This window comes from uncultured Pseudoteredinibacter sp. (genome assembly GCF_947502065.1).
In the GTDB taxonomy this organism is placed as follows: domain Bacteria; phylum Pseudomonadota; class Gammaproteobacteria; order Pseudomonadales; family Cellvibrionaceae; genus Pseudoteredinibacter.
Genome location: NZ_CANMYE010000001.1, coordinates 77,344 through 98,835, shown reverse-complemented (window position 1 = coordinate 98,835; position 21,492 = coordinate 77,344). Strand labels below are relative to the sequence as shown.

The window sequence follows — 21,492 nt, the reverse complement described above, 5'->3', positions numbered from 1 at the left end:
AAAGGCTACATTGTAATGTTCTGACGAGCCGGTCTTGCAAACAGCTCATAGAACATGCCCAATACGAACAATAAAAAGGCCCCGAAAGCAATCCAATAGATTTTACTGTTATCCATTTCGCGGCTTTGGCTTTCTTGCTTCTCCAGCTTTTGGCCCGATACTGTAGGTTGGGGTGGTGCCACAGCGGGATTTACGCTAACTGGAAGTGGCGCCAAACCAAAACCCACCGCCTGCTGATTGACATATTCCACAAACTTTTCATTGTCTGTATAAATATCGTGTGCCGTCGCAAGCTCCTCGTAGGTTTTAATCATCTGCTCTAGAGTGGCCGCATCTGCCTTCCAGTATTCCTTGCGATTGGCTTCCAGCATTAATTGCAACATATGGGCCAAGGCTTCTGGGTTGGCATTTTCGAAGAACTCTCGCATATCCATATCGTATTTATCATCAACATAGATTTCGAAGAACTCTTGCCATTGATCATCACGAATGTTTTCAGGCGTCATGACCTCCCAACCCCAGAAATTATTCATACGATCAAGAATGGCCGTAGCACCGGCATAGCCTTCATCTTGCATGGCCTGAATCCAACGCGGATGGAAGTAACGGCTGCGCAGCTCTTGATTTAGGAAATCTTCCATGGATTCAGAACGTACATCATCTTTGCGTCGCAAGTTACTCACATACATATCAGGCGTAGCGCCATCAATATTACGTACTGCCAGGGCAATACCACCAAAATATTGGAATGGATCATCATTGGTTAACAAGGCATAAAGATTAGATGAGCGTGAAAATACTACCGCATCGGTGCCAGATAAAACCTTAGAGTAGATATCGCTATCAACACTATCGCTCCAGCGACTTTCGTCCTTACCAAACATATAACCCATACGTTTTAGATAAAGATCGGCCAGTTTGCTGTCTGACTCCCATGTATCGGACGCCAAACTGCCTGCCGCTAGGCCCGTACCATAATTGCCGCTTTCATTAGAGAAAATTCGAATACTGGAAAGGTAGTCAGCTTCGGCCTCATCTTTGCCTGCTTCTAGCAGCTCACTTTTTAGGGCTTGGGCATTTTTATAAATAGAGTTGCCTTCTTCTTTCAGCTTTGCCACTTTGTCGATCGCATCAGCCATCCACTGCATCACATTGGGAAATGCATCGCGGTATAAACCTGTAGCCGAAATCACCACATCAACTCTTGGACGCCCTAGCTCAGCATAAGGAATAATCTCGGTACCGGTGATATTGCCCTGGCGATTCCAAACTGGCTTTACCCCCATGGCATGCAGCACTTGAGCTTCCAAGGCGCCATGGTGACGCATGGTTTCCAAGCTCCATAGTGAGAAGGCCAGCTTATCCGGGTAACGGCCGTGCTTATTGCGGTAATCCGCAATCGTTTGCTCGATAACTTTCACACCCGATTCAAAAGCCTCTTTTGAAGGTACTTTTGCTGGGTTAAAACCAATCAAGTTTTTGCCGGTTGGCACCGCTTTCGGGTTTCGAATCGGGTCACCGCCATTACCCACTGGAATGTATTGCCCCTGCAGCGCATTCACCAGAGATTCTAACTCGGCAATGTCATGGAAGTTTTTCCAGTGCGTCTTGGCATCACTAATGAAAGGCTCGAAGGCTTCCGGCAAATCCAGATTCTGCCCATCGAGCAATATACGGCTTAGAATTTGAAAGCCTGTAATAGCCTCCAAACGTACACTGCCATTCTCGTCGAATTGCTCAGCAGCGGCTACCGACCAGCCCTGGGACGACTCATACTCAGCCGCCAGTTGATCGAACTCTTTCCCCAACATTTGTAAAATAGTGCTAATAAGATGGGCTTGCTCCGGCAGCACACCAAAGGTATGCACACCCAAGGGTTGCGCCAACTTACTGAGCTTCGTTAGGTGATCTTGAATTGCCGCTATCTGATCATCGAAAGCATTGTTTAAGTCTTCCTCGCTAAGTTTTAGATCTTTAGCGATATTATTACTTGCCACCAAGGCCAATATGTTGGCTTTGGTTTCTTCTTTGGTTTGACCTTCGTCTAGCTGGCTATAGTTGGCCAGCAGATCGGCAAGCTCGGCTACTTCACGATATAGGCCTGCTTTTGCAAAGCCTGGCGTTAAGTGGCTGATCATAGTGGCACGGCCACGACGTTTTGCCTGCATGGCCTCGCCTACATTATCGATAATATAAGGGTAAAATACTGGCAGGTTACCGACGTTTAAGTTTGGCGCATCATGCACACTTAAACCACGCTCTTTGCCGGTAAGCCACTCTTGCGAACCGTGAGTACCGATATGCAGTAGTGCATTGGCCTTAAAAGTATGACGGGCATATAAATACAAGGCCAGATAGTAATGGTTCACAGGAGTCTTCATGCTGTGATAAAGGCCACTTTTATCGCCAATGTCATTTGAGCGAGAACCTTGGGGCAAAACAATTAAATTGCCAAGATCCAAGCGCGGTATAACAAAACCCTTCACACCTTCATGCTCTGCCACCATAAAGTGATCAGCCGGCTGTCCCCAGCGCTCATTTATCTGTGCTTGCTCGGCTGCTGGCAGTTCTGCGAACCATTCCTCGTAGCTTGCCAGCGGTAAAAGATCAGCGATACCGTCTTCGATATAACCTAACGGATCTTCATCTCGATAGAAAAGGCGCAATAGCTTGCCCGCCCCCTCAATAAAATAGGCTTCGTCTTTTTCAGATACTTGGTATCCTTCTGCCTTTAGGGTTTTGGCAATATTCTCCAAGCTGCCTGGCACATCCAAGAAGGCGGCACCGATGTTTTTCTCCCCTGGAGGGTAGTTCCAAATAAAGGCGGCCAGCTTTTTTTCCGGATTTGGCATTGCTGATAGAGCCGCGTGATTCACTGCACGCTCAATTAGGGCTGTCATCTGCTTTGCCATCACTACCTTATTGCCCGCCTCATCCTTAGCGGTAAGCACGATAGAATCGATCACACCTGCACTCTCCGGCATAACCAAAAAGAATGGGGTCATATTGGCAGAAATGCCCGTGTGATTTTCGTCAAAGTGCTTTTCATCACCGTCTTGGTAATTTAAGGCATGCAATACTGGAACGTTCAGGCGGGCAAATTCAGCCTTACGTTTTTCGATATAGTGCAAAGCACGATAGTAGATAATCGCCGAGACTCTGGTTTGCTCTTGGTCATCAATTAATAAATCGACATAATCGAGTGGCAAATCCTCGCCCTCGTGAAAGAATCCAAAAGCCTTCATGCCTTTAGCTTCAATACCTCGAATCATGGCATCGACCACTTGGGTCTGCTCATAATCGACAACTGATCGATGCATAGCGATGCCAATTGCTGCACCTGGCTTTTCATCTAGCCAGCTGAAAAAATTCGCTTCATTGTCGCTAAGTAAGCCATCTAGGTCTGGATGATACAGCCCGGATTTTGGAACTTTTATAGGATCTGCAATATTGCTCACATCAGCACCAAAGATACTAGCATCGATATAACGCATCATATTGCTGTAATTGCGTTTACCTCCATTTAGGAAGTAATCGTTAACCAAGCGAACTTGTTCTTTACTAGCACCGTTATTCAAAGGCGAATTAGGTACATCGCCAATGCCGATAACCTTGATATTGGGGTACTTTTTAACAAGTGGCGCACGTTTATAAAACATAAATTTAAACAGTGCGGGGTTAATACCATCAAGCAGTAGCAAATCGGCAGATTGCCACAGCTCTTCAAAGGCCGCATCATCCAGGCCTTTGGTCTTCGGTGAAATCAGCTCAAAACTGACACCCTCAGCTGCGCTCTCCAGCATGGAGATTTTAGCTTGTGCGGTATGACTGGATTGAATAAGTAAAACTTTTGGCTTCTTATCAAGATCATTGGCTAATGCCAACTGCGATAGCAAGATCAAGGATAGCGCTACAATAACTCGTAATAAATGCACGATAGTTCCTGTTATTACTAATTTTATTGAATAGATTTATTCGTCGCCTTCGGGCACATAGACAATGGAGCCATCCGCCATTTTGTAGGCCACGCCAGCGCGGGCGCCCTCGCCACCACCAATTTCACCAGTGGACTTATACTGAGTAACGGTTTTGCCCTTTTTAACAATGATTTCCATATTGGGCTTGCCTTCGTTTTTGATCACCGTGACATCCTCTTCAGAAAATACATTGAGAGGATTTTGCGCCAGGGCGATCATTAAAGCGGCGATAATGACTAGAAAAACATCCACAAGATTTACCGCGGAGATAATGGGGTTCAACTCTTCATCTTCATCAAGAAACTTCATCACGAGGCCCCCGCTACAGACTCGTCGCCGGGAGTTTTATCTTGCAGCTTCGCGATATTAATCAGCTCGCTGGCAAACCAGCGTTTTTTAACCGAGGCCGGCCAATAGGTAAGCGAAGCAGTTACCAAAGCCCAGATCACAGCGGCAAAGGCAATCATCAGGTTTTCACTAATGCCTTGAATATTGCCATCGGCTAACGAGCGCAAAGCCGGCCCCATAGGAATCATGGTGGCAATCAAACCCAGCATCGGGGCGACGCGGGTCACAATTCGTAGATTCTCCAAGCGCTTTAAGGCATAGACCTCTAGCTCATCATTCGAAGCTTGGGGATTGGCAACAAAGTAGTTGTGTACCTGATAGCCCTGGACATATTGACGCCCCTTTTCAGAGATAGCCCGCTGATAGGATAACGCGCCCTTTTTGCGTAAAAGGTAGAGCGCAGCAAAGCGGCCCAGCGCCACGATGGCGTATACAAATAGCAGGGAAATTAGGATCAATGTCGGTGCCAATAACATATCGGCCACCGTGTACATCAACTGCTCCAAGGACTGGATCGAAAACATGTGAACTCCATTGAGGTATATCAAGCTAATTCTGATTTTGCGGCGAACCGTATATTAATTGCTAATGATTATCAACATTACTATTGATATTAACTTAATAATCCGTAATATGCGCATCAAAATGATAATCGTTCCCATACGCATTTACACATGGTTAGGTCAATTAAATGAAGAATATTTTTATAGTTAGCGCACTTAGCACCGCCATTAGTGCCATCAGCTATGCTGAAGAAGCCACAACAACGACTGCGGCCCACAATGATCTGGAAGAAATCGTGGTCAGTGGCACCCGCATCGAGCAAAAGCTAAAGGATGTTGCCGGAAGCATCTCAGTCGTTACCTCCCACGATATTGATAAGCAGCTGGTTAGTAACATGCGTGATCTATTCCGCTATGACCCCAGTGTGAATGTCACAGGCAATCGCGGTGGCGCTCAAAATATCGTCGTCCGAGGTATGGGCTCCGATCGCATTTTGATGATCAAAGACGGTATGCGTATGAACGAAGGCTACGGTGCTGACGGCGCCAACGATATCGTTGGTCGTGGTTTTATTGATACTGGTACCCTAAAGCGAGTCGAAGTGGCTAAAGGCGCCGCTTCATCGCTGTATGGCGCTGATGCCTTAGGCGGCATCGTTGTTTTTACCACCAAAGATGCCTCTGATGTTCTGGATGAAGGCGAAGAGTTTGCTGGCAATGTAAAAGCGGGCTACAAGCAAGATGGTAAAGAAAGTAATCTCGCGGTAACACTGGCAGCGATGACCGGCGAAATTGAGCATTTTTTAAATGTTGCAAAACGCGATGGCGAATCTAATCAGAACTTTGACGAAACGCTACCAAAGCAGGATGTTGAATCCGCAAGCTTGCTATACAAGCTCAAAGTGCCACTGAATGACAGCGATTACATCAGCTTTTCTGCAGACTTATGGGAACAAGAAAACAGCAGCAGTCGTGCGACCGGTTTACTGCAACCCTTTCGCGGGCTTGCTCAATTTGGCTACCAAGTTACCGATGAAAACGGTACTGAAGAGCAAGAAACCCAAGCGTTTAGATTGGCTTACCACGCCGAAGATGGCGCCTTTTATGACAGCCTTGATACCTTTATTTATCAAAATGACTCAGAGCAAACTGAAAAACAGTTTGGAGCATTAGACATCAATGCTCCGATGTTTGGCGTATTGGAATTGCGCGATATGTATCGCACCGGTGTTTACGAGCAAAAAACCAAAGGCTTTATTACCCAAATCAGTAAAAAAGCAAACTGGGGTGGCTTGGATCATTTGTTCGGTTACGGCTTAGATATTGAAGAAACCGATAGCCGACGCACGGTGAACGATTACCGTATCGCCACCAGCAAAACGACTCAGCAGGAAACCATTACGGATACTACCTCTGACAAGTTCCCTGAAAATACCACTAAGCGTCAAGGCTTGTACCTAAACGATCAAATCAAGTTTTTAGATGGTGCCCTAACCGTTACACCTGGCTTGCGTTACGATCGCTACGACCTTGACGCCAATGGTTCCCTGAAAACGGATGGCACGCCTTACAAGTCTATCGATGATAGCGCGGTCTCCTTTAACATCGGTGCCTTGTATAAGCTAACGGACGATCTCTCTCTATTCGCTCAATATGGCCAAGGCTTTAAAGTGCCACCTTACGATCTTGCCTATATCGAGCAGGACAATACCTTTGCTGGCTATCGCGTTATTCCTAGTGAAGATCTTGATCCAGAAGAAAGTGACTCTTATGAAATCGGTTTACGCGGCAAGCTCGATCGCCTTGCCTTTAGCGCGGCTGTTTTTTACAACAAATACGATAACTTTATCACCACTGAGCTGCTAGAAACTCAAATCATCTTCGGCCGTCCAGTGAATATCTTCCAGTACCAAAATATTGATTCGGTTACCATCAAAGGCGCTGAACTAGGCTTAACGTACTACTTTGAAAATGGCCTAAGTACTTTCTTTAACGCTGCCTACCAAGACGGCAAAGATGATACTACCGGCGATTACATTCGTAGCATTAGCCCGCTTTCAGGCAATGCTGGCCTAAGTTATGAAGCCATGGTTTGGAATGTTGAACTTATCGCCAACTGGACGAAGTCCATGAGTAAAGTAAACGAAGGCGAAAACAAAAGTGATGGCTACGTTACCGTTGATTTGCTGTCTGAATACAAAGTCAACGATCAACTCAGCATAAACCTAGTGCTAAACAATTTGCTTGATAAAGAATACATCCACTTTGGCAGCCGCCTCAGTGTCGATCACGGCTCAAATGATAGTTTGTTTACCGAGCCTGGCCGCACTGTAGCTGCAAGCGTTAATTATCGTTTTTAAGTTCTCCTCAAACAGCCTATAGGCATTCAGCCCAGAGCATTTACTCTGGGCTTTTTTATGACTGCTGTCGCCATTTTGATGGTAACTCTCCGCTCCAGCGTTTAAAGGCTTTTCTAAAGTTAGCCACATCATCATAACCAATTAAGCGCCCTACTTCGGCGATACTCAACTGAGTGTTCTTTAGATACTGCTGCGCCAAGTGCAGACGAATTTGATCCAGTAACTGTTGAAAACTGTTCCCCTCTAGGCGTAGCTTTCTGCGTAAACTGCTTTCGCTCATATTGAGTTTTGTCGCCACCTCAACAGCCGATAAGAACTGACCACGATTACGCAATAAAATTTGTTGAACTCGGCTTGATAATTGTGATGCTCGCCCCAGTTTTTTTGAAAGCTCGTCACACTGCTGACGATAAAGCGCTTCACTAATCGGATCAGCCTGGGCAATTTCACGTTGCAGCATATCAGCGGGGATAATGATGGCGTTTTGAGCTTCCGCAAAGCTCACTTGATCACCTAATAGCTCCCGATATCGATTGCCATATGAAGGCTCAGGGTAATCAAAACGATAAAGCTGCTGCTCTGAGGCATGTGGGAATAAGCTTTCAACACAGTTGCGCACGATGACAAATAAAGATTCAACCGTAAAACGTTCATGTTTTGCACTTAGGTGCTTTGCATGGCAAACCAGTGCAAAATCTTCCCCAGCAGGCAGTAAAGAAAGGGAAACATGGGGCATTAGAGCGCGTTGATACTGCAGCAATAATTTTAAAGCGGCATCAACATTCACACTATTCATCAAGGCATAGCCAAACACCCCCAAGCGATCTAAAGAGATGCGATGCCCAACCTCCAAACCGATACTGGCAATATCTGAAGCCTCCAATGCCTGTTGAATAATCTGCTCGCGGATTTCATCCTCGCCGAGCCCCCCCGCCGCTAAACTTCGGTTTTGCCCCAAGAGTTGCAAATTTAAACCCAGGTCCATCATCGCCTGGATAAAATTTTGTTCTACATCGTTAAACAAGGCTTGACTCCTCGACGTGCAATAGATCAATCGAATTTAACCCCCTATTTGATCGAATACAACCCCACTCAAATCAATTTAGCTGCCTATAATTCACTCAAACATCATAAATACGATAGATATAGCCGAGATATACCTATGAGCCAGCAATCCCACACCCCGGAATATGTCGATATTCACCCTCGCAATCGCGAGCATGAAATTGCCGAATGCTTAAGCCGTGATTGGTATGGCGATCACCCATTCAAAACCGCATGGTTCAATGCCATGTCGATTACCTTCCCTTTGGGCGAGAAGTTTTTTATCGACAGTGTGCGCCACTTTGCCGGTGAAATTACTGACCCTAAGTTACAGCAAGAGATCAAAGGATTTTGTGGTCAAGAAAACGTGCATCGCCGTGAGCATGAGCGCTACAACCAAAGCCTTTGCAATCAGCGCGGCTACGACCTGGAATATATGGAAAACCGCCTTAAAAAGAAGCTAGCTCTTAGCCAGAAGATGTATACCCCTTTAGAGCATCTATCCATTACCGCTGCTTTGGAACATATCACTGCCATTATGGCCGAGTGGGCATTGGATCCAGAAAGTACGATGGCCCAAGAAGCCGACCCAACGATGCGTGCGCTCTGGGATTGGCATGCGGTTGAAGAAATGGAACATAAGGCCGTTGCCTTCGACGTTTTCCGCGCTGTGGGTGGTGACGAGAAGACACGCAAGAAAAGCCTGAAACGAGCCACCTTCTTCTTGTTGATGGATATCTTCGTTCACCTAGTTCATATGCTCAAACGCGATGGTCAGCTTTGGAAGCCGAAGGTTTGGTGGCAAGGCATGGGCTTTTTGTTTGGTAAGAAAGGAATTTTGAGACTGATCTACCCAATGTGGAAAGAATACTACCGCGATGGCTTCCACCCTTGGGACAGAGATACCCAGGAGCAATTAGAGCGCTGGGAAACCGCCCAAGGCGCTTCTTAATACTTGCGATACGCCACTATTAATACTCGGTGCCACTTTAAGGATAAAAACAGTGGCACCAAATGTCATTTTCCCCATTAACAAGCTCTAAATCTCAGGGCATATTGATAGACATAAATAACAATAACAGGTGTCTATCATGGAGAAAACTCCTCTGTTCCGCCCTGCCAAGACGGCTTCAGTGCTATGCATAGGCATAGCACTCGCCACTCAAAGCAGCAAGCTATTTGCCAACAGCGAACGTGAATTATTATGGGGCGATACCCATCTACACAGCTCTTACTCTTTTGACGCCTATTTAAATCAGAATAAGACAGCCGACCCCGACACCGCCTATCGCTGGGCCCAAGGCCAGTGGATTATGCACCCCTATACCAAGGCGCGTATTCGCATCAACACGCCATTAGATTTTCTAGTGGTCTCCGATCACGCTGAGCTGATGGGTGTGTTAAAACATATCAACGAAAATGACGGTGGCTTCGCAGATGAAGGCATTTGGAAAAACTTTAAGCGCTGGTTTGCCATTCGTGCAATTCGTTCGGCTATCGCAGATGGTACTGGTGTAGAACTATTTCTCGATGCCTTACCAATCAAGTTGCATCACGATAGAGAAGACCCCGTAAAAGACCCTGGTAATCCTGCTGCAAACGATATGCTGGGTGATACCAGCCCTGTAGAAATTCAAACCTGGCACGCAATAGTGGATGCCGCCGAGCGCCATAACAAGCCCGGCGAATTCACCACCTTTACTGGCTGGGAATGGAGCTCAATTCCCGCCGGTGCCAACCTACATCGAATCGTCATCAGCCCTAACGGTGGCGAGCAGGCCAAGCAATACAAGCCATTCAGTTTTATCGACGGCCCATATCCAGAGGACCTGTGGAACTGGCTGGAAAAAACTCAAAAGGAAACCGGCGCCGAGTTTATTGCCATCCCTCATAACTCGAACATATCCAAAGGCTATATGTTTGATGATAAAACTCTCGACCGCAAACCTATTACCGCCGAATACGCCAACACCCGAATGCAATGGGAACCCATTGTAGAGGTCACCCAAATTAAAGGTGATTCCGAAGCCCATCCGAGCCTATCTCCTGAAGATCAATTCGCTGGTTTCGAGCCTTTTAATTATTATTTACAAACTGGCGAAGAAGCCTACAAAGCCAGACCTGGGGACTATGTGCGTACTGCACTGGGCCGAGGTTTAAAACTGGAGGAGCAAACCGGAGTTAACCCTTATAAATTCGGCATGATCGGTTCTACCGATGCCCATACTGGTATTGCTTCGGCTGAAGAAGAAAACTTTTGGGGCAAAATGGCTTATGACTCCATCCCAGAAAACAAAGCCGGCGGCACCTTTTCCGATGAGGGCAGCGGCCCTAAAGGTTGGGATATGGCGGCCCAAGGTTTGGCCGCAGTGTGGGCCGATGACAACGATCGTCAAAGCATCTTTCAGGCGATGCGCCGTAAAGAAACTTACGCCAGCACTGGGCCGCGCATGAGCCTGCGCTTCTTTGCCGGCTGGGATTTTAGTGAAGAAGATCTACACGCTGAAGATTTTGCCGATAGAGGCTATGCCGCAGGTGTACCTATGGGCGGAGATCTTTATCAAAACGGCGATGCTAAAGCACCACAGCTTATTATCCGCGCCAGCATGGACCCAATAACTCACCCCTTAGAGCGCATTGAGGTTATCAAAGGCTGGCTAGATAGCGAGGGCAATAACCATGAACAGATCTATACCGTAGCCGCATCGGATCAACGTGAACTGCCCGTTTCTGGTCAAATAGCGGCTGCCGAGGCCGAGCTTAAAGACGGTAAAATCATCTCGCCCCTTAAAGGCGCTAAAGAGCTACTCGCTTTATGGCAAGACCCAGATTTCGACCCTAGCCAGCGGGCCTTTTATTATGTGCGCGTATTTCAAATGCCCAGCAAGCGCCACTCCACACTGGACGGAGAAGCCTTGCAGTTGAAAGAAAGCAATTACCCCAAGCTTATTCAGGAAAGAGCCTACAGCTCACCGGTTTGGTATAACCCTAAATCCTAAGCAGGCGCAACCCTACCCCGGGGTCAGAACCCATGGGTTCTGACCCCAGATCGAAGCCGCGATATATCAGCGCAGGAATACTCCCTTAAGCTCTCGTCAGCGCTCAGTAACAGCCTTCTAACTTGATTACTTCAATCCTATCAAGCAGCAAAGCTTTCCCCATCTGCAAGCTATGTTAGTATCAAGCTATCTATAGGCCAGTTAGCCATTTAACGAGTATTTATAAGATTTCACATGAATAGCAAAGGATTTGCGAGAGGAAACCAGCAGCAATGAGCCAAAGCAAACTTGAACAATTAAAAAACATGACCGATGTAGTCGCCGATACTGGCGATATCGAAGCCATCGCCAAATACCAGCCCCAAGATGCGACTACTAACCCGTCGTTGGTCTATAAAGCCGCACAGCTAGCGCAGTACCAAGATCTAGTAAAAGAAGCGGTTGCCATGCATCAAGACCCGAAACAAGCCGCTGATTACCTAGCTGTTGCACTGGGCAAAGAGATCGTAAAACTGGTGCCTGGCCGCATTTCTACCGAGGTGGATGCGCGCCTATCGTTTGATCGTGAAGCGACTATCAATAAAGCTCGTCAACTGATCGAGCAATACGCCAAATTCGATGTAGAGCCCAATCGAGTACTGATTAAAATCGCCTCTACTTGGGAAGGCATCCAAGCGGCCAAACAGCTGGAATCCGAAGGCATTCAATGTAATTTGACCCTATTATTCAGCTTTGCCCAAGCCCGCGCCTGCGCCGATGCCGGGGTGACCTTGATTTCTCCCTTTGTTGGCCGCATCTTAGATTGGTATAAGCAGCAACAGCCCGATCAGGACTTCAGTGGCGCCAATGACCCCGGCGTTCAATCGGTTAGCCGCATCTACAATTACTATAAGCAGCACAGCTACGATACCATCGTAATGGGTGCCAGCTTTCGCAATACCCAAGAAATTGAAGAATTGGCCGGCTGTGATCGCCTAACCATTAGCCCAGCGTTGTTAGAGTCGCTAAGTAACGATCATTCTGCTTTAGAACGTCGTCTAATCAACGATGCAAGTACGCAGGAAAAAGAGGCCGCCCTAAGCGAAGCCCAATTCCGATTCGAGAGTAATCAAGATGCCATGGCGACTGAAAAGCTAGCTGAGGGTATCCGTAACTTTATTATCGATCAGGAAAAACTAGAGGCTATGCTGGCGCAACAATAACTTATTGAAAGCAGCCACTATGATTGAATTTTTTAAGAATCTGTTTGAAGGTGCCGCCAGCTCAGATGGCATGTGCAGTGACAGCCCAGAAGACATACTGCACCAAGCCGCGGCGGCTCTGCTGATTGAGATTGCCGTTTCTGATGAGCACTTTTGTGAAGACGAGCTAAAAGCGCTTGAGCGTATACTCAATGAAAAAATGGGGATAGCTCAGCCCAAGCTCGACTGTATTATCGAACAGGCTAAAGCCGAGCAAGGTGATGCCACGTCGATTCATCAGTTTACTTCCTTGATCAATCAGAATTACAGCGCGATTCAAAAACGCGACTTAGTGCAGTATATGTGGCAGATCGCCTATGCCGATGGCGATCTGGACAAATACGAAGAGTATATGATTCGTAAAATTGCTGATTTGGTGCACCTAAGCCATAGCGATTTTATCTTATCGAAAACTCGCGCTAAACAAGAGCTGCAATAGCAGCTTTACTTGCACTAAACTTCCGCTTGGGTGCGCTCGCGATATTCCGAGGGCGTACAATCAAACCAGGATTTAAATGCACGCGTAAAGTTGCTGTGATCGGCAAAGCCCAAAAGCAAAGCCACCTCCGTTATTGGGCGATAGTGTTGTAATAAATATTGCTGGGCCAGCTCTTTTCTTACCGCCTTCAGCAGCGAAGTAAAGCTGCTGCCTTCTTTTTGCAATTGCCGCTGCAATTGTCTTGGGCTTAAGCAAAGCCGCTCAGCGATGCCTTGTTGGCTAGGCTCACCTTTCGGCAATTGTTCTTTGATGGCGTCTTGTGTTCGCAATACAAAACTACTATGCACAATACGTTGAATATAATCCTGAGCTAAGTCGTCCTGTCTCTCCGCCAGTTGAGGGTCTGAGTGATCCAATACGCGATCGGCTAATTCCAATGGCAGCACCAGTTCATGTTGCTCACATGAAAAGTTCACCTGGCAACCATAAAACGCTTCAAAGCATTCTGGATTTGAAGGCACAGGCCTTTGTAGGCAAACACGAACTGGAGTAATTTCACCAGGAAAAATAGAACGGCATACAGCAAGTAATCCAGCGAAGCCAAAATCAACCACTTCTAAACCCACGTCCTCAATGGGAATTTTGGTTTTCATGCGAAGATAAAAATATTGCTCGTCGCGACAATAGCTTTGTTTAATAACATTGGTGAGTAGTTCTTCAAACTGCACCACTCGTTGCAGTGCTTGAGCAACTGAAGAACTGCATAACATCGCCAAGCCCAATGCATGCCAATGTACTGGCTGGCATAAATGTGCCGAGGAAATCCCTAAGTTTTCATCTTCGCACAAATTAGTGGCTATACGCCAAGCTTTCGCTATGGTACTGACTTCGATACGCTCATAGGGTTTGCCCAGCTGCTGCTGGTCAATACCCGCCATCTTAAGCACCTGACAATAAGATACATTACGTTGCAGTAATATCATGTCTAAGGCCGAAATCCAGCTACTAAGAGATGTATAACTTTCCATAGGCTTGATAACGTTATTGTTATGTAACCTCGATTATAAATCGACAAGAAGGGAATGATATGTTCAAAAATACCAAATCTTTTGTGTATAGCGGCCATTATTTCTCTATTAGTGACGTAAGCAACAAATAACCCAGACTAAAGACAAATATAAACACCGCGCATAACTACTAAAGCATCACCCCGTAAAACCTTTGATTGAAGCTACATATTCGATCCGGGGTCAGAACCCTTGGGTTCTGACCCCGCTTTCGAGGCCGGGATTTATTCGGTTCAATTAATTTTATTGAAGTAGCGATAGTCCGCTGTGGTTTAGGGCTTAGTGAGTGAGCCTAATACCAACAAGTTATCGGCGTCGATATGGGGTCAGAACCCTTGGGTTCTGACCCCACTTTCGAGGCTGGGATTAATTCGGTTCAGTTAATTTTATTGAAGTCGCGATGGTCCGCTGCGGTTTAAGGGCTTCGTGAGAGAGCCCAAAGCCAACACGTTATTGGCTTCGATATGGGGTCAGAACCCTTGGGTTCTGACCCCGCTTTTGAGGCCGGGATTTATGCGGTTCAGCTAATTTTATTGAAGTCGCGATAGTCCGCTGCGGTTTAGAACTTTGTGAGAGAGTCTAATACCAACACGTTATCGGCTTCGATATGGGGTTTCTACTGACAAGTGCTTGTCGCCTCGCGCATAGCCCTAGTATCGAATTAGGCCCTATGCTGTAGCAATAAATTAATACAATAAAAACGATAGGTAAGAGCCATGCCAAGACATTCTGTCTGTAAGTCCCAATACAAATTATTAAGCCTAGCAATCAGTAGCCTTTGTATCGCTGAGTTAAGCCAAGCCCAGGCTTTAGAGGAAGTGATCGTGACTGCGCAAAAGCGCGCCGAATCCCTGCAAGATGTTCCCATTTCTGTTTCAGCCATGAGCGGAGAAAAAATGGCCGATGCGGGTATTCAAAGTTTTACCGATATGAATAATTACGTGCCAAGCTTTTCGGTCACCAAAGACCCTATTGGCGACAAAATTAATATTCGTGGTATTCAATCCGGTAACCAAGCCGGCTTCGAACAATCTGTGGGCACCTTTGTAGATGGCATTTATCGCGGGCGTGGCACGCAGTCGCGTTACTCGTTCTTAGATGTTGAAGCGGTAGAAATTCTTCGCGGACCACAAGGCACATTATTTGGCAAAAACACCATCGCTGGCGCACTGAATATTCGCTCGGCCAAACCAACAGAAGAACTAGCCGGCCAACTGAGTGGCAGCTACAACACAGAATTCGAAACCACCGAGCTGCAAGGATTTATCGCAGGCCCTTTAAGTGACAGCGTTCGTGGTCGTGTCTTTGTCATGGACCGACAAATGGATAAAGGCTGGGTACATAACAGCTTCTATAATGCCGATGTTCCCCTCAGTGATGAAAAAGCTGGCCGACTTAGCTTAGATATCGATCTTGGTGAAAACACTTTGCTGCGCATTAAAACAGAAGCGGCGGACTTCACCACTGTGGGCCAGCCATGGGATATTTTGGTAGCCGGTGGCCTATCAGCATTTGGCATTAGTAGCGCTGCCGATTATCGCATCAGCATGGGTAATATTCCCCAAGCACCATTCACTCATTTTGGTGCCAGCGGCGAGTTCGTTAATGACCCCAATGGCGTATTGGATTTTGGTGCTGCAGGGCGGCTTGATGGCGATAGCACTGAAACCGCAATCACTCTAGAGCATGATATTGAACAAGGTACATTTACCGCCATTCTTGGGCATTCAGCCTATGAATTCCAACGCTATTTGGATGCGGATTTTGGTCCCACCTCCTCAGTACGTTTTGATGATAGCGAAGACTTCGATCAAAAAAGTTTCGAGCTACGCTTTGCTTCGGATGTCGATGGCAACTTCAATTACATCACCGGTTTATTTTATCAAGAGCAAGATTTAACGGTTGATGGCCTCACCTATTTCAACTTTGGGACTCTGCAACCTCTCCTTAATGGAGCTTGTGCGGGTGCATTAGGCGCTGCCTACCCCGCTTTATTTGTTTCCGGTGATGCACTTACCACCGCCACTAATGTGGCCGGTGCCGTGGGTTCCGCTGGCGGTGCGGGCGCATCTTTAGCAAGTGCCTGTGGCCAAGCCGCGGCATTTGAGCCTTTAGTCAATGCGGGTATTAATGGCGGTAATCGCTACGCCTTGCTCGATCAAGAAAATGAGAGCTGGGCAGTATTCTTTCAAGGCACTTATGAGATCTCGGACACTACCCGCTTGACCTTAGGCCTGCGTTATACCGAAGAAGAAAAGTCCGCCTCCCAGAGCGTTCATGCCACAGAGTTTATCGAAAATGGTACCGAAAAAACCGATAACGCTATTCTAGCTGGTGCCTTAGAAGCCGTAGGTGAGTTTTCTACCCACAGTTTTGATTCTAGCGATCCCGGTATGAGTCGTGATGAAGAAAGTTTAACCTGGTCAGCTAACTTCCAGTGGGATGTGAATGATGACACCATGGTTTATGCCAGTGCGTCCACGGGTTTTAAAGCCGGTGGTTTTAACTCATTCTATATGGCGCAGGGCCAGCCGAATAATTCACAGGATGCTTCTTTTGAAGAAGAGGAAGTCATTACCTTTGAAGTCGGCAGTAAAATGACATTGTTAGATGGCTCTGCAGAAATGAACGTGGCTTTGTTCCGCACCGAGTTTGATGATTTACAGGCCTCGATCTTTACCGGCGGCACCACTTTCGTAGTGCAAAACGCGGCCAAAGCCGTTACCCAAGGCTTGGAGATTGATGGCCGCTGGGCAATCACTGACAAGCTCAATATGCAGGCGGCCTTTGCCTATATTGATTTTGAATTCGAGCAGTTCCCTAACCAAGCTTGTACCGCAGCCCAATTTGCTGGGGCTCGCCAAGCCGCATATGAGGCCGCTTTAAACGCAGGCAGTAATATTGGTGCCGCCGCCGCGGCGCTTACTTACACCAATGGTAGCTGTGCAGCAGCGGGCGTAAATGATTTAGCGGGCGGCACCTCAGAGAACACCCCTGAATTTCAATTCAGTGTGGGCTTTAACCATACCCAGAGCCTAGGCGCAGATTTTGAATTGCTGAGTAATTTGAATGTGAGCTGGACAGATGATGTGTATCGCCAAGCCGACCTTGATCCAGTATCGCTGCAAGAGAGTTTCACCAAGGTAGATGCCAATTTTACTCTGGCACCGCTTGATGGGAACTGGGATGTTAGTTTAATTGCCAATAACCTAACGGATGAAGACACCCTAAGTTATGTCAACGATACACCTCTATTTAATGGCACCCATCAGGCAGCGCTTGAACAGCCAAGATCGTTTACCCTACGTGGGCGCTGGCATTTTTAGGAAAACATGACGTTTGGGGCCAGGCGATACTAGCCGGCCCCACCACCGTGAAAGCTCTGTCGAACCTCCTTTGGTGTCAAGCCAAATCGCCGTTTAAAGGCGGTGGCAAAGCTACCTTGATTGGTATACCCAACATCCAAGGCTATCTGATATATTTTTCTCTCAGGATCTTTTAAGGCTTCATAAGAAAGTGTTAATCGCCTATCCTCCACCAACTGCTGGGGCGTAGCACCAAACTCCGATTTAAAGCCATAATGTAACTTGTTTCGATTAATTCCTACGGCCGCACAAAGCTCTTTAATCGAAACAGAATTTGCGATGTTGGCACAAAGCATGTCGCGCGCCAAATTCAATGCTTTTCGATCCGCCTCACTTAATTTAATTTTATGTTCATCTTGGTAGCTTTCACTAGAAATCAACCTATCAAGGGCTAACACCAGAAGCTCTCTGGCCTTTGCCTGAGCAATGAGCAGAAAAAGATCCTCGCTCACATTCAACGATAAAATTTGGCTACTGACTAAGTTTAGCTGGTGGTCGAAAGGGAATTCTTTGTGCAAGGTTCTGCCAGACTTTTTTCGTAATATATCTAGCTTTGGGTGTTTCGACCACACATCTTTACCCATCAGCTTTTCAACGTAAGATTCTTTGAATACTAGAGTAACCCAAATACTATCCGTATCAGTTTGCAGGTTTTCCCGCATAACCGCCTTGGGCTCATCGTTTATCAAACGCCAAGCTGGCTCATGGGCCAATATGGTTTGCTCACCCATAAACATGGCGATATTAAGCTTCAAACTGAAATTGAAACGCAAATACTCGCCATCAAAAATATCGATTTCAAGAGGCTCACGCCAACGACAGTTCAGTAATATCATTTTCAAACCGTCACCAAATTCGAAAATCTCTACATGACCATCTCCGCTCTCTTTTCTTAGCGACCACCAACTCGCCTTGCAATCCAAGTTCTGGAAGCTTCGCTTCGAATTATCATCAAGCAACAAATTTTGCGGAAGATCGTGAAGACTGTCCCAATGCATGGGTTTTCTAGCAACCATAAAATGCAACCCGAAAAATATAAGGTGACGATGACAAAAACATACTTTTTTCACTCTGTTAGTGTGAAGTAAAAGTAAACGAGGCACAAGACAGCATGAGCAGCAAGTATTTTAAGCACCCACTAGGCACATTAGCCTATCGTGATACAGGTGACTCAGAGCAGGCCATTGTATGCCTTCATAGTAATTCTAGCTCAAAAGATGCCTTTTTATGCTTAGAGCAAAACGAATTATTGAAGCGCTGGCGGATAATCGCAGTGGATCTTCCGGGGCATGGTGAATCAAGTGACTCAGAGCTTGGCAGCGAGGCCTATACCATTGCAGGTATGGCCACAATGATCAACTGTCTAATAGAACAACTCGACTGCAATTGTCACGCCCTAGTTGGATGGTCGCTTGGGGGGCACATTGCAATGGAGCAAGCTGCACAAAACCCCAGTATCACAAAGCTGGTTCTTTCTGGTACGCCGCCCGCCGGCCCTGGCGCTGAAGAACTAACAGAGGCCTTTATTCCTTCTGAGCATATGGCCCTTACCGGCAAAGAGGTTTTTAACGAGCATGAGGCACTTATATATGCTGCCCACACCATCGGAAAAAAATACCTCGAATTTCCCAATTTGGTCGAAGCCGCCGTACGCGCCGACGGTAAATGTCGAGCAACCATGACCGAAAACTGGGGCAAATCTACGGCCGGTACGAATCAAGCGCGCTTTGTAAAAAATTGGAATGGTGAACTTGCCATATTACAAGGTGAAGAAGATAGCTTTGTTTCCAAAAGCTATCTAGACCAATTACTCATCAAAAACCTATGGCGTGATGCAGTCCAATATATCCCTAATGCGGGACATGCGCCAATGCTTGATACACCGCAGCAGTATTGCCAACTTCTTGCCGATTTTCTATCAGAATAATGAATCAAAAAAGGTACAAAAAAATGAACCATGTTAAGCCTTTAGCACTTGCCATTGTTGCCCTTACAACAGCCGACTCTTTCGCCGCAAGCTTGGAGGAAGTTGTTGTCACCGCTCAAAAGCGGGAGCAATCACTCTTGGATGTTTCGGCATCCATTGATGCCTTCTCTGAAACCGATATTGAAGAACTAGGCATTAATCAAGCAGCCAATATTGCCCAGTACAGCCCGGGCCTTTATGTCAAACCAACAGTCGGTGATCAAAACCCGGTATTTACTATTCGGGGCATCGGGTTTAACGACTTCACTTCCATTCAAAACCCTGGCGCTGCAGTTTATGTAAACTCTGTTGTCGTGCCCTATCACCCCATGATGAGTTTTCAGCTGCTTGATGTGCAGCAGGTAGAAGTATTAAAAGGGCCACAAGGTACGCTCTATGGACGAAACTCCACTGCAGGCGCCATTACTTTTGTAACTCGCGAGCCCGGTGAAGAATTAAACGGCTACTTAAACTTAGAGGCCGGTGAGCACGGTTTGAAAAAAGTTGAAACCGCTATCGGCGGCCCTATTAGCGATCAGTTTTCTGCACGCCTTGCGATGGCAAGCCATCAAACCGACGGTTATCAAACCAACAGAACTAACAATGACAATGAGTATGGGGGCAAAGACAGACAATTTGCTCGCTTAAGCTTAGTTTGGGATAACGGTGAAACAAGCAAAGTCGCTCTGAATCTGCACGGCGGGCGTGATACCTCTGAGGCAGTAGCACTTGAGCACCTTTCATCTGTCGACCCTGCCACAGGCGAAGAGTTATGCGCACCGGTTGCCGCGGGCAATCGAGCTGAAGGGGCTTGCACCAACGTCTTTGGATATTTTGATCCGGATTCAGACCCCTTTGCAGGTGATTACAGCGTTTCTGACGGTGGCGTAGATAATAGCGCTGTTGGCATATCGTTAACTGTCGAGCACGACTTAAATGAAGCCCTAAGTTTGGTATCGGTAACAGGCTATGACCGTTTCGACCGATATCAGTTGCAGGATATCGACGCTTCACCCTTGCAGTTGCTGGATGTTACCTTTGATGACTTAACCAAAGCTTTTTCGCAGGAATTTCGACTTTCCGGCGAATATGAAAATGGCACTTGGATAGCCGGTGTTTATTATTCCCAAGACGAAATTTCAGCAAGTCAGCACCTTAACGCCAATGACATTTTCAGTGGCGCCAATATTGTTGTGATTAACAATCAAGACTCAAACTCCTTCGCAGCCTTCACCCATATTGAACATAACCTTGATGATCAAAATCAATTGGTCGTGGGCCTTCGCTATACCGATGAAGAAAAGGATTGGAATGGTGGTACAGACGCCCTTCCTCTAGGGCAAAACTTTTCAAGTGCAAAAGTTTCAGATACTGACATCTCAGGTTTGATTGCCTATGAATATACCCCTAGTGATGACAGTGTCATCTATGCCAGCTTAAGCAAGGGCTTTCGAAGTGGTGGGTTTCCAGGTGGTTTTAACCTAAACCCACTCGCTCTTCAGCCATTTAATCAAGAAGAAGTCTTCGCTTATGAAGCGGGGGCAAAGATGAAATTATTCGATAACAGCTTGAGTTTAAGCGGTGCAATTTTTTACTACGACTGGAAAGATCTACAAACCCAAACAACTACAGTTGATGAAACAACAGGCATCGCCGCTGTCGTTCTTTCAAATGCCGGCGATGCAGAAATTAAGGGCATTGAGCTCAATACTAACTGGCAAATCTCTGAGTTTACTCAATTGCGCTCTGGCATGGCTTACATCACAACAGAAATCGTAAAATCAGAGGACCCAAGCCTAAGAGGCAAAGAGCTGGCCAATTCACCAGAGCTTACCTTCAATATGATTTTCCGCCACAGCATACCGCTGGGCGATTACTCGCTTGGTTTGCAAGCTGACACCAGCTTTACGGATGAAAGGTTTTTCACTTCAGCTAACATTCCAGTATTTCATGGTGATTCCTATTGGCTTAGCAATGCAAAAATCAGCTTGAGTCCCACTGACGAATCTTGGACAGCCTATATACACGCTAAAAATATCAGTGATGAAACCTATCGCGTGGAAGGTTTTTCTCAATTCGGTTTCTCTGGCGATTCTTATCACTACTACGGTGAACCAAGAACCATTTCAGCCGGGTTTAACCTGAGATTTTAAACAGCAATAGCAACTCAATATCTGAGGGCT

Annotated in this window: 14 protein-coding genes; 8 read left to right on the top strand and 6 right to left on the bottom strand. The window is 46.6% G+C overall.

Going from position 1 to position 21,492, the window contains the following annotated elements:
- Positions 1 to 5 precede the first annotated feature (5 nt).
- The 3 genes from cobN to Q1A41_RS00410 are packed head-to-tail and all read right to left on the bottom strand — an operon-like array spanning position 6 to position 4,849.
- Positions 6 to 3,935: a cobaltochelatase subunit CobN gene (gene cobN, locus Q1A41_RS00420; protein ID WP_299973129.1), complete on the bottom strand. Its 3,930-nt coding sequence runs from the start codon at positions 3,933 to 3,935 to the stop codon at positions 6 to 8.
- 36 nt (positions 3,936 to 3,971) lie between these two features.
- Positions 3,972 to 4,286: a DUF2149 domain-containing protein gene (locus Q1A41_RS00415; RefSeq protein WP_299973126.1), complete on the bottom strand. Its 315-nt coding sequence runs from the start codon at positions 4,284 to 4,286 to the stop codon at positions 3,972 to 3,974.
- Positions 4,286 to 4,849, bottom strand: a complete 564-nt coding sequence (locus Q1A41_RS00410) for a MotA/TolQ/ExbB proton channel family protein (protein WP_299973123.1) — start codon at positions 4,847 to 4,849, stop codon at positions 4,286 to 4,288. The genes Q1A41_RS00415 and Q1A41_RS00410 overlap by 1 nt, the downstream gene beginning before the upstream one ends.
- Positions 4,850 to 5,016: 167 nt before the next feature.
- Here Q1A41_RS00410 and Q1A41_RS00405 point away from each other — a divergent pair, with 167 nt between their 5' ends.
- Positions 5,017 to 7,188: a TonB-dependent hemoglobin/transferrin/lactoferrin family receptor gene (locus Q1A41_RS00405; RefSeq protein WP_299973121.1), complete on the top strand. Its 2,172-nt coding sequence runs from the start codon at positions 5,017 to 5,019 to the stop codon at positions 7,186 to 7,188.
- A 55-nt stretch (positions 7,189 to 7,243) separates the two neighbouring features.
- Here Q1A41_RS00405 and Q1A41_RS00400 read toward each other — a convergent pair whose 3' ends face one another.
- Positions 7,244 to 8,212, bottom strand: coding sequence for an AraC family transcriptional regulator (locus tag Q1A41_RS00400; RefSeq protein WP_299973118.1), 969 nt, complete (start codon positions 8,210 to 8,212; stop codon positions 7,244 to 7,246).
- 138 nt (positions 8,213 to 8,350) lie between these two features.
- Here Q1A41_RS00400 and Q1A41_RS00395 point away from each other — a divergent pair, with 138 nt between their 5' ends.
- The 4 genes from Q1A41_RS00395 to Q1A41_RS00380 all read left to right on the top strand — a co-directional run bounded on the left by Q1A41_RS00395 (position 8,351) and on the right by Q1A41_RS00380 (position 12,911).
- Positions 8,351 to 9,184: a metal-dependent hydrolase gene (locus Q1A41_RS00395; protein ID WP_299973117.1), complete on the top strand. Its 834-nt coding sequence runs from the start codon at positions 8,351 to 8,353 to the stop codon at positions 9,182 to 9,184.
- Positions 9,185 to 9,323: 139 nt separating this feature from the next.
- The gene (locus Q1A41_RS00390) at positions 9,324 to 11,231 is read left to right on the top strand and encodes a DUF3604 domain-containing protein (protein ID WP_299973114.1); all 1,908 of its coding nucleotides are present in this window, start codon (positions 9,324 to 9,326) and stop codon (positions 11,229 to 11,231) included.
- 272 nt (positions 11,232 to 11,503) lie between these two features.
- On the top strand, positions 11,504 to 12,433 hold the full coding sequence (gene tal, locus Q1A41_RS00385) for a transaldolase (RefSeq protein WP_299973112.1): 930 nt from the start codon (positions 11,504 to 11,506) through the stop codon (positions 12,431 to 12,433).
- Between the two features lie 19 nt (positions 12,434 to 12,452).
- Entirely contained in the window at positions 12,453 to 12,911 is a 459-nt protein-coding gene (locus tag Q1A41_RS00380) for a TerB family tellurite resistance protein (protein ID WP_299973109.1), read from the top strand.
- A gap of 14 nt (positions 12,912 to 12,925) precedes the next feature.
- Here Q1A41_RS00380 and Q1A41_RS00375 read toward each other — a convergent pair whose 3' ends face one another.
- Entirely contained in the window at positions 12,926 to 13,939 is a 1,014-nt protein-coding gene (locus Q1A41_RS00375) for an AraC family transcriptional regulator (protein ID WP_299973106.1), read from the bottom strand.
- 755 nt (positions 13,940 to 14,694) lie between these two features.
- Between Q1A41_RS00375 and Q1A41_RS00370 the strand changes: the two genes are divergently transcribed.
- Positions 14,695 to 17,304, top strand: coding sequence for a TonB-dependent receptor (locus Q1A41_RS00370; protein WP_299973103.1), 2,610 nt, complete (start codon positions 14,695 to 14,697; stop codon positions 17,302 to 17,304).
- 29 nt (positions 17,305 to 17,333) lie between these two features.
- Here the strand turns inward: Q1A41_RS00370 and Q1A41_RS00365 are convergent, their stop codons facing one another.
- A complete protein-coding gene (locus Q1A41_RS00365) occupies positions 17,334 to 18,341 on the bottom strand; it encodes an AraC family transcriptional regulator (RefSeq protein ID WP_299973101.1) in 1,008 nt (335 codons plus the stop codon).
- A gap of 113 nt (positions 18,342 to 18,454) precedes the next feature.
- Here Q1A41_RS00365 and Q1A41_RS00360 point away from each other — a divergent pair, with 113 nt between their 5' ends.
- Complete coding sequence (locus tag Q1A41_RS00360) at positions 18,455 to 19,270, top strand: alpha/beta hydrolase (protein WP_299973099.1); 816 nt, start codon at positions 18,455 to 18,457, stop codon at positions 19,268 to 19,270.
- 23 nt (positions 19,271 to 19,293) lie between these two features.
- Positions 19,294 to 21,462 (top strand): TonB-dependent receptor, encoded by a 2,169-nt coding sequence (locus Q1A41_RS00355; protein ID WP_299973096.1) that lies wholly within the window; start codon positions 19,294 to 19,296, stop codon positions 21,460 to 21,462.
- Positions 21,463 to 21,492 lie beyond the last annotated feature (30 nt).

Coding starts and splice junctions, on each gene's coding strand:
- Q1A41_RS00415 (WP_299973126.1), bottom strand. CDS start 4,286: ATGAAGTTTCTTGATGAAGATGAAGAGTTGAACCCCATTATCTCCGCG.
- Q1A41_RS00410 (WP_299973123.1), bottom strand. CDS start 4,849: ATGTTTTCGATCCAGTCCTTGGAGCAGTTGATGTACACGGTGGCCGAT.
- Q1A41_RS00405 (WP_299973121.1), top strand. CDS start 5,017: ATGAAGAATATTTTTATAGTTAGCGCACTTAGCACCGCCATTAGTGCC.
- Q1A41_RS00395 (WP_299973117.1), top strand. CDS start 8,351: ATGAGCCAGCAATCCCACACCCCGGAATATGTCGATATTCACCCTCGC.
- Q1A41_RS00390 (WP_299973114.1), top strand. CDS start 9,324: ATGGAGAAAACTCCTCTGTTCCGCCCTGCCAAGACGGCTTCAGTGCTA.
- tal (WP_299973112.1), top strand. CDS start 11,504: ATGAGCCAAAGCAAACTTGAACAATTAAAAAACATGACCGATGTAGTC.
- Q1A41_RS00380 (WP_299973109.1), top strand. CDS start 12,453: ATGATTGAATTTTTTAAGAATCTGTTTGAAGGTGCCGCCAGCTCAGAT.
- Q1A41_RS00375 (WP_299973106.1), bottom strand. CDS start 13,939: ATGGAAAGTTATACATCTCTTAGTAGCTGGATTTCGGCCTTAGACATG.
- Q1A41_RS00370 (WP_299973103.1), top strand. CDS start 14,695: ATGCCAAGACATTCTGTCTGTAAGTCCCAATACAAATTATTAAGCCTA.
- Q1A41_RS00365 (WP_299973101.1), bottom strand. CDS start 18,341: ATGCATTGGGACAGTCTTCACGATCTTCCGCAAAATTTGTTGCTTGAT.
- Q1A41_RS00360 (WP_299973099.1), top strand. CDS start 18,455: ATGAGCAGCAAGTATTTTAAGCACCCACTAGGCACATTAGCCTATCGT.
- Q1A41_RS00355 (WP_299973096.1), top strand. CDS start 19,294: ATGAACCATGTTAAGCCTTTAGCACTTGCCATTGTTGCCCTTACAACA.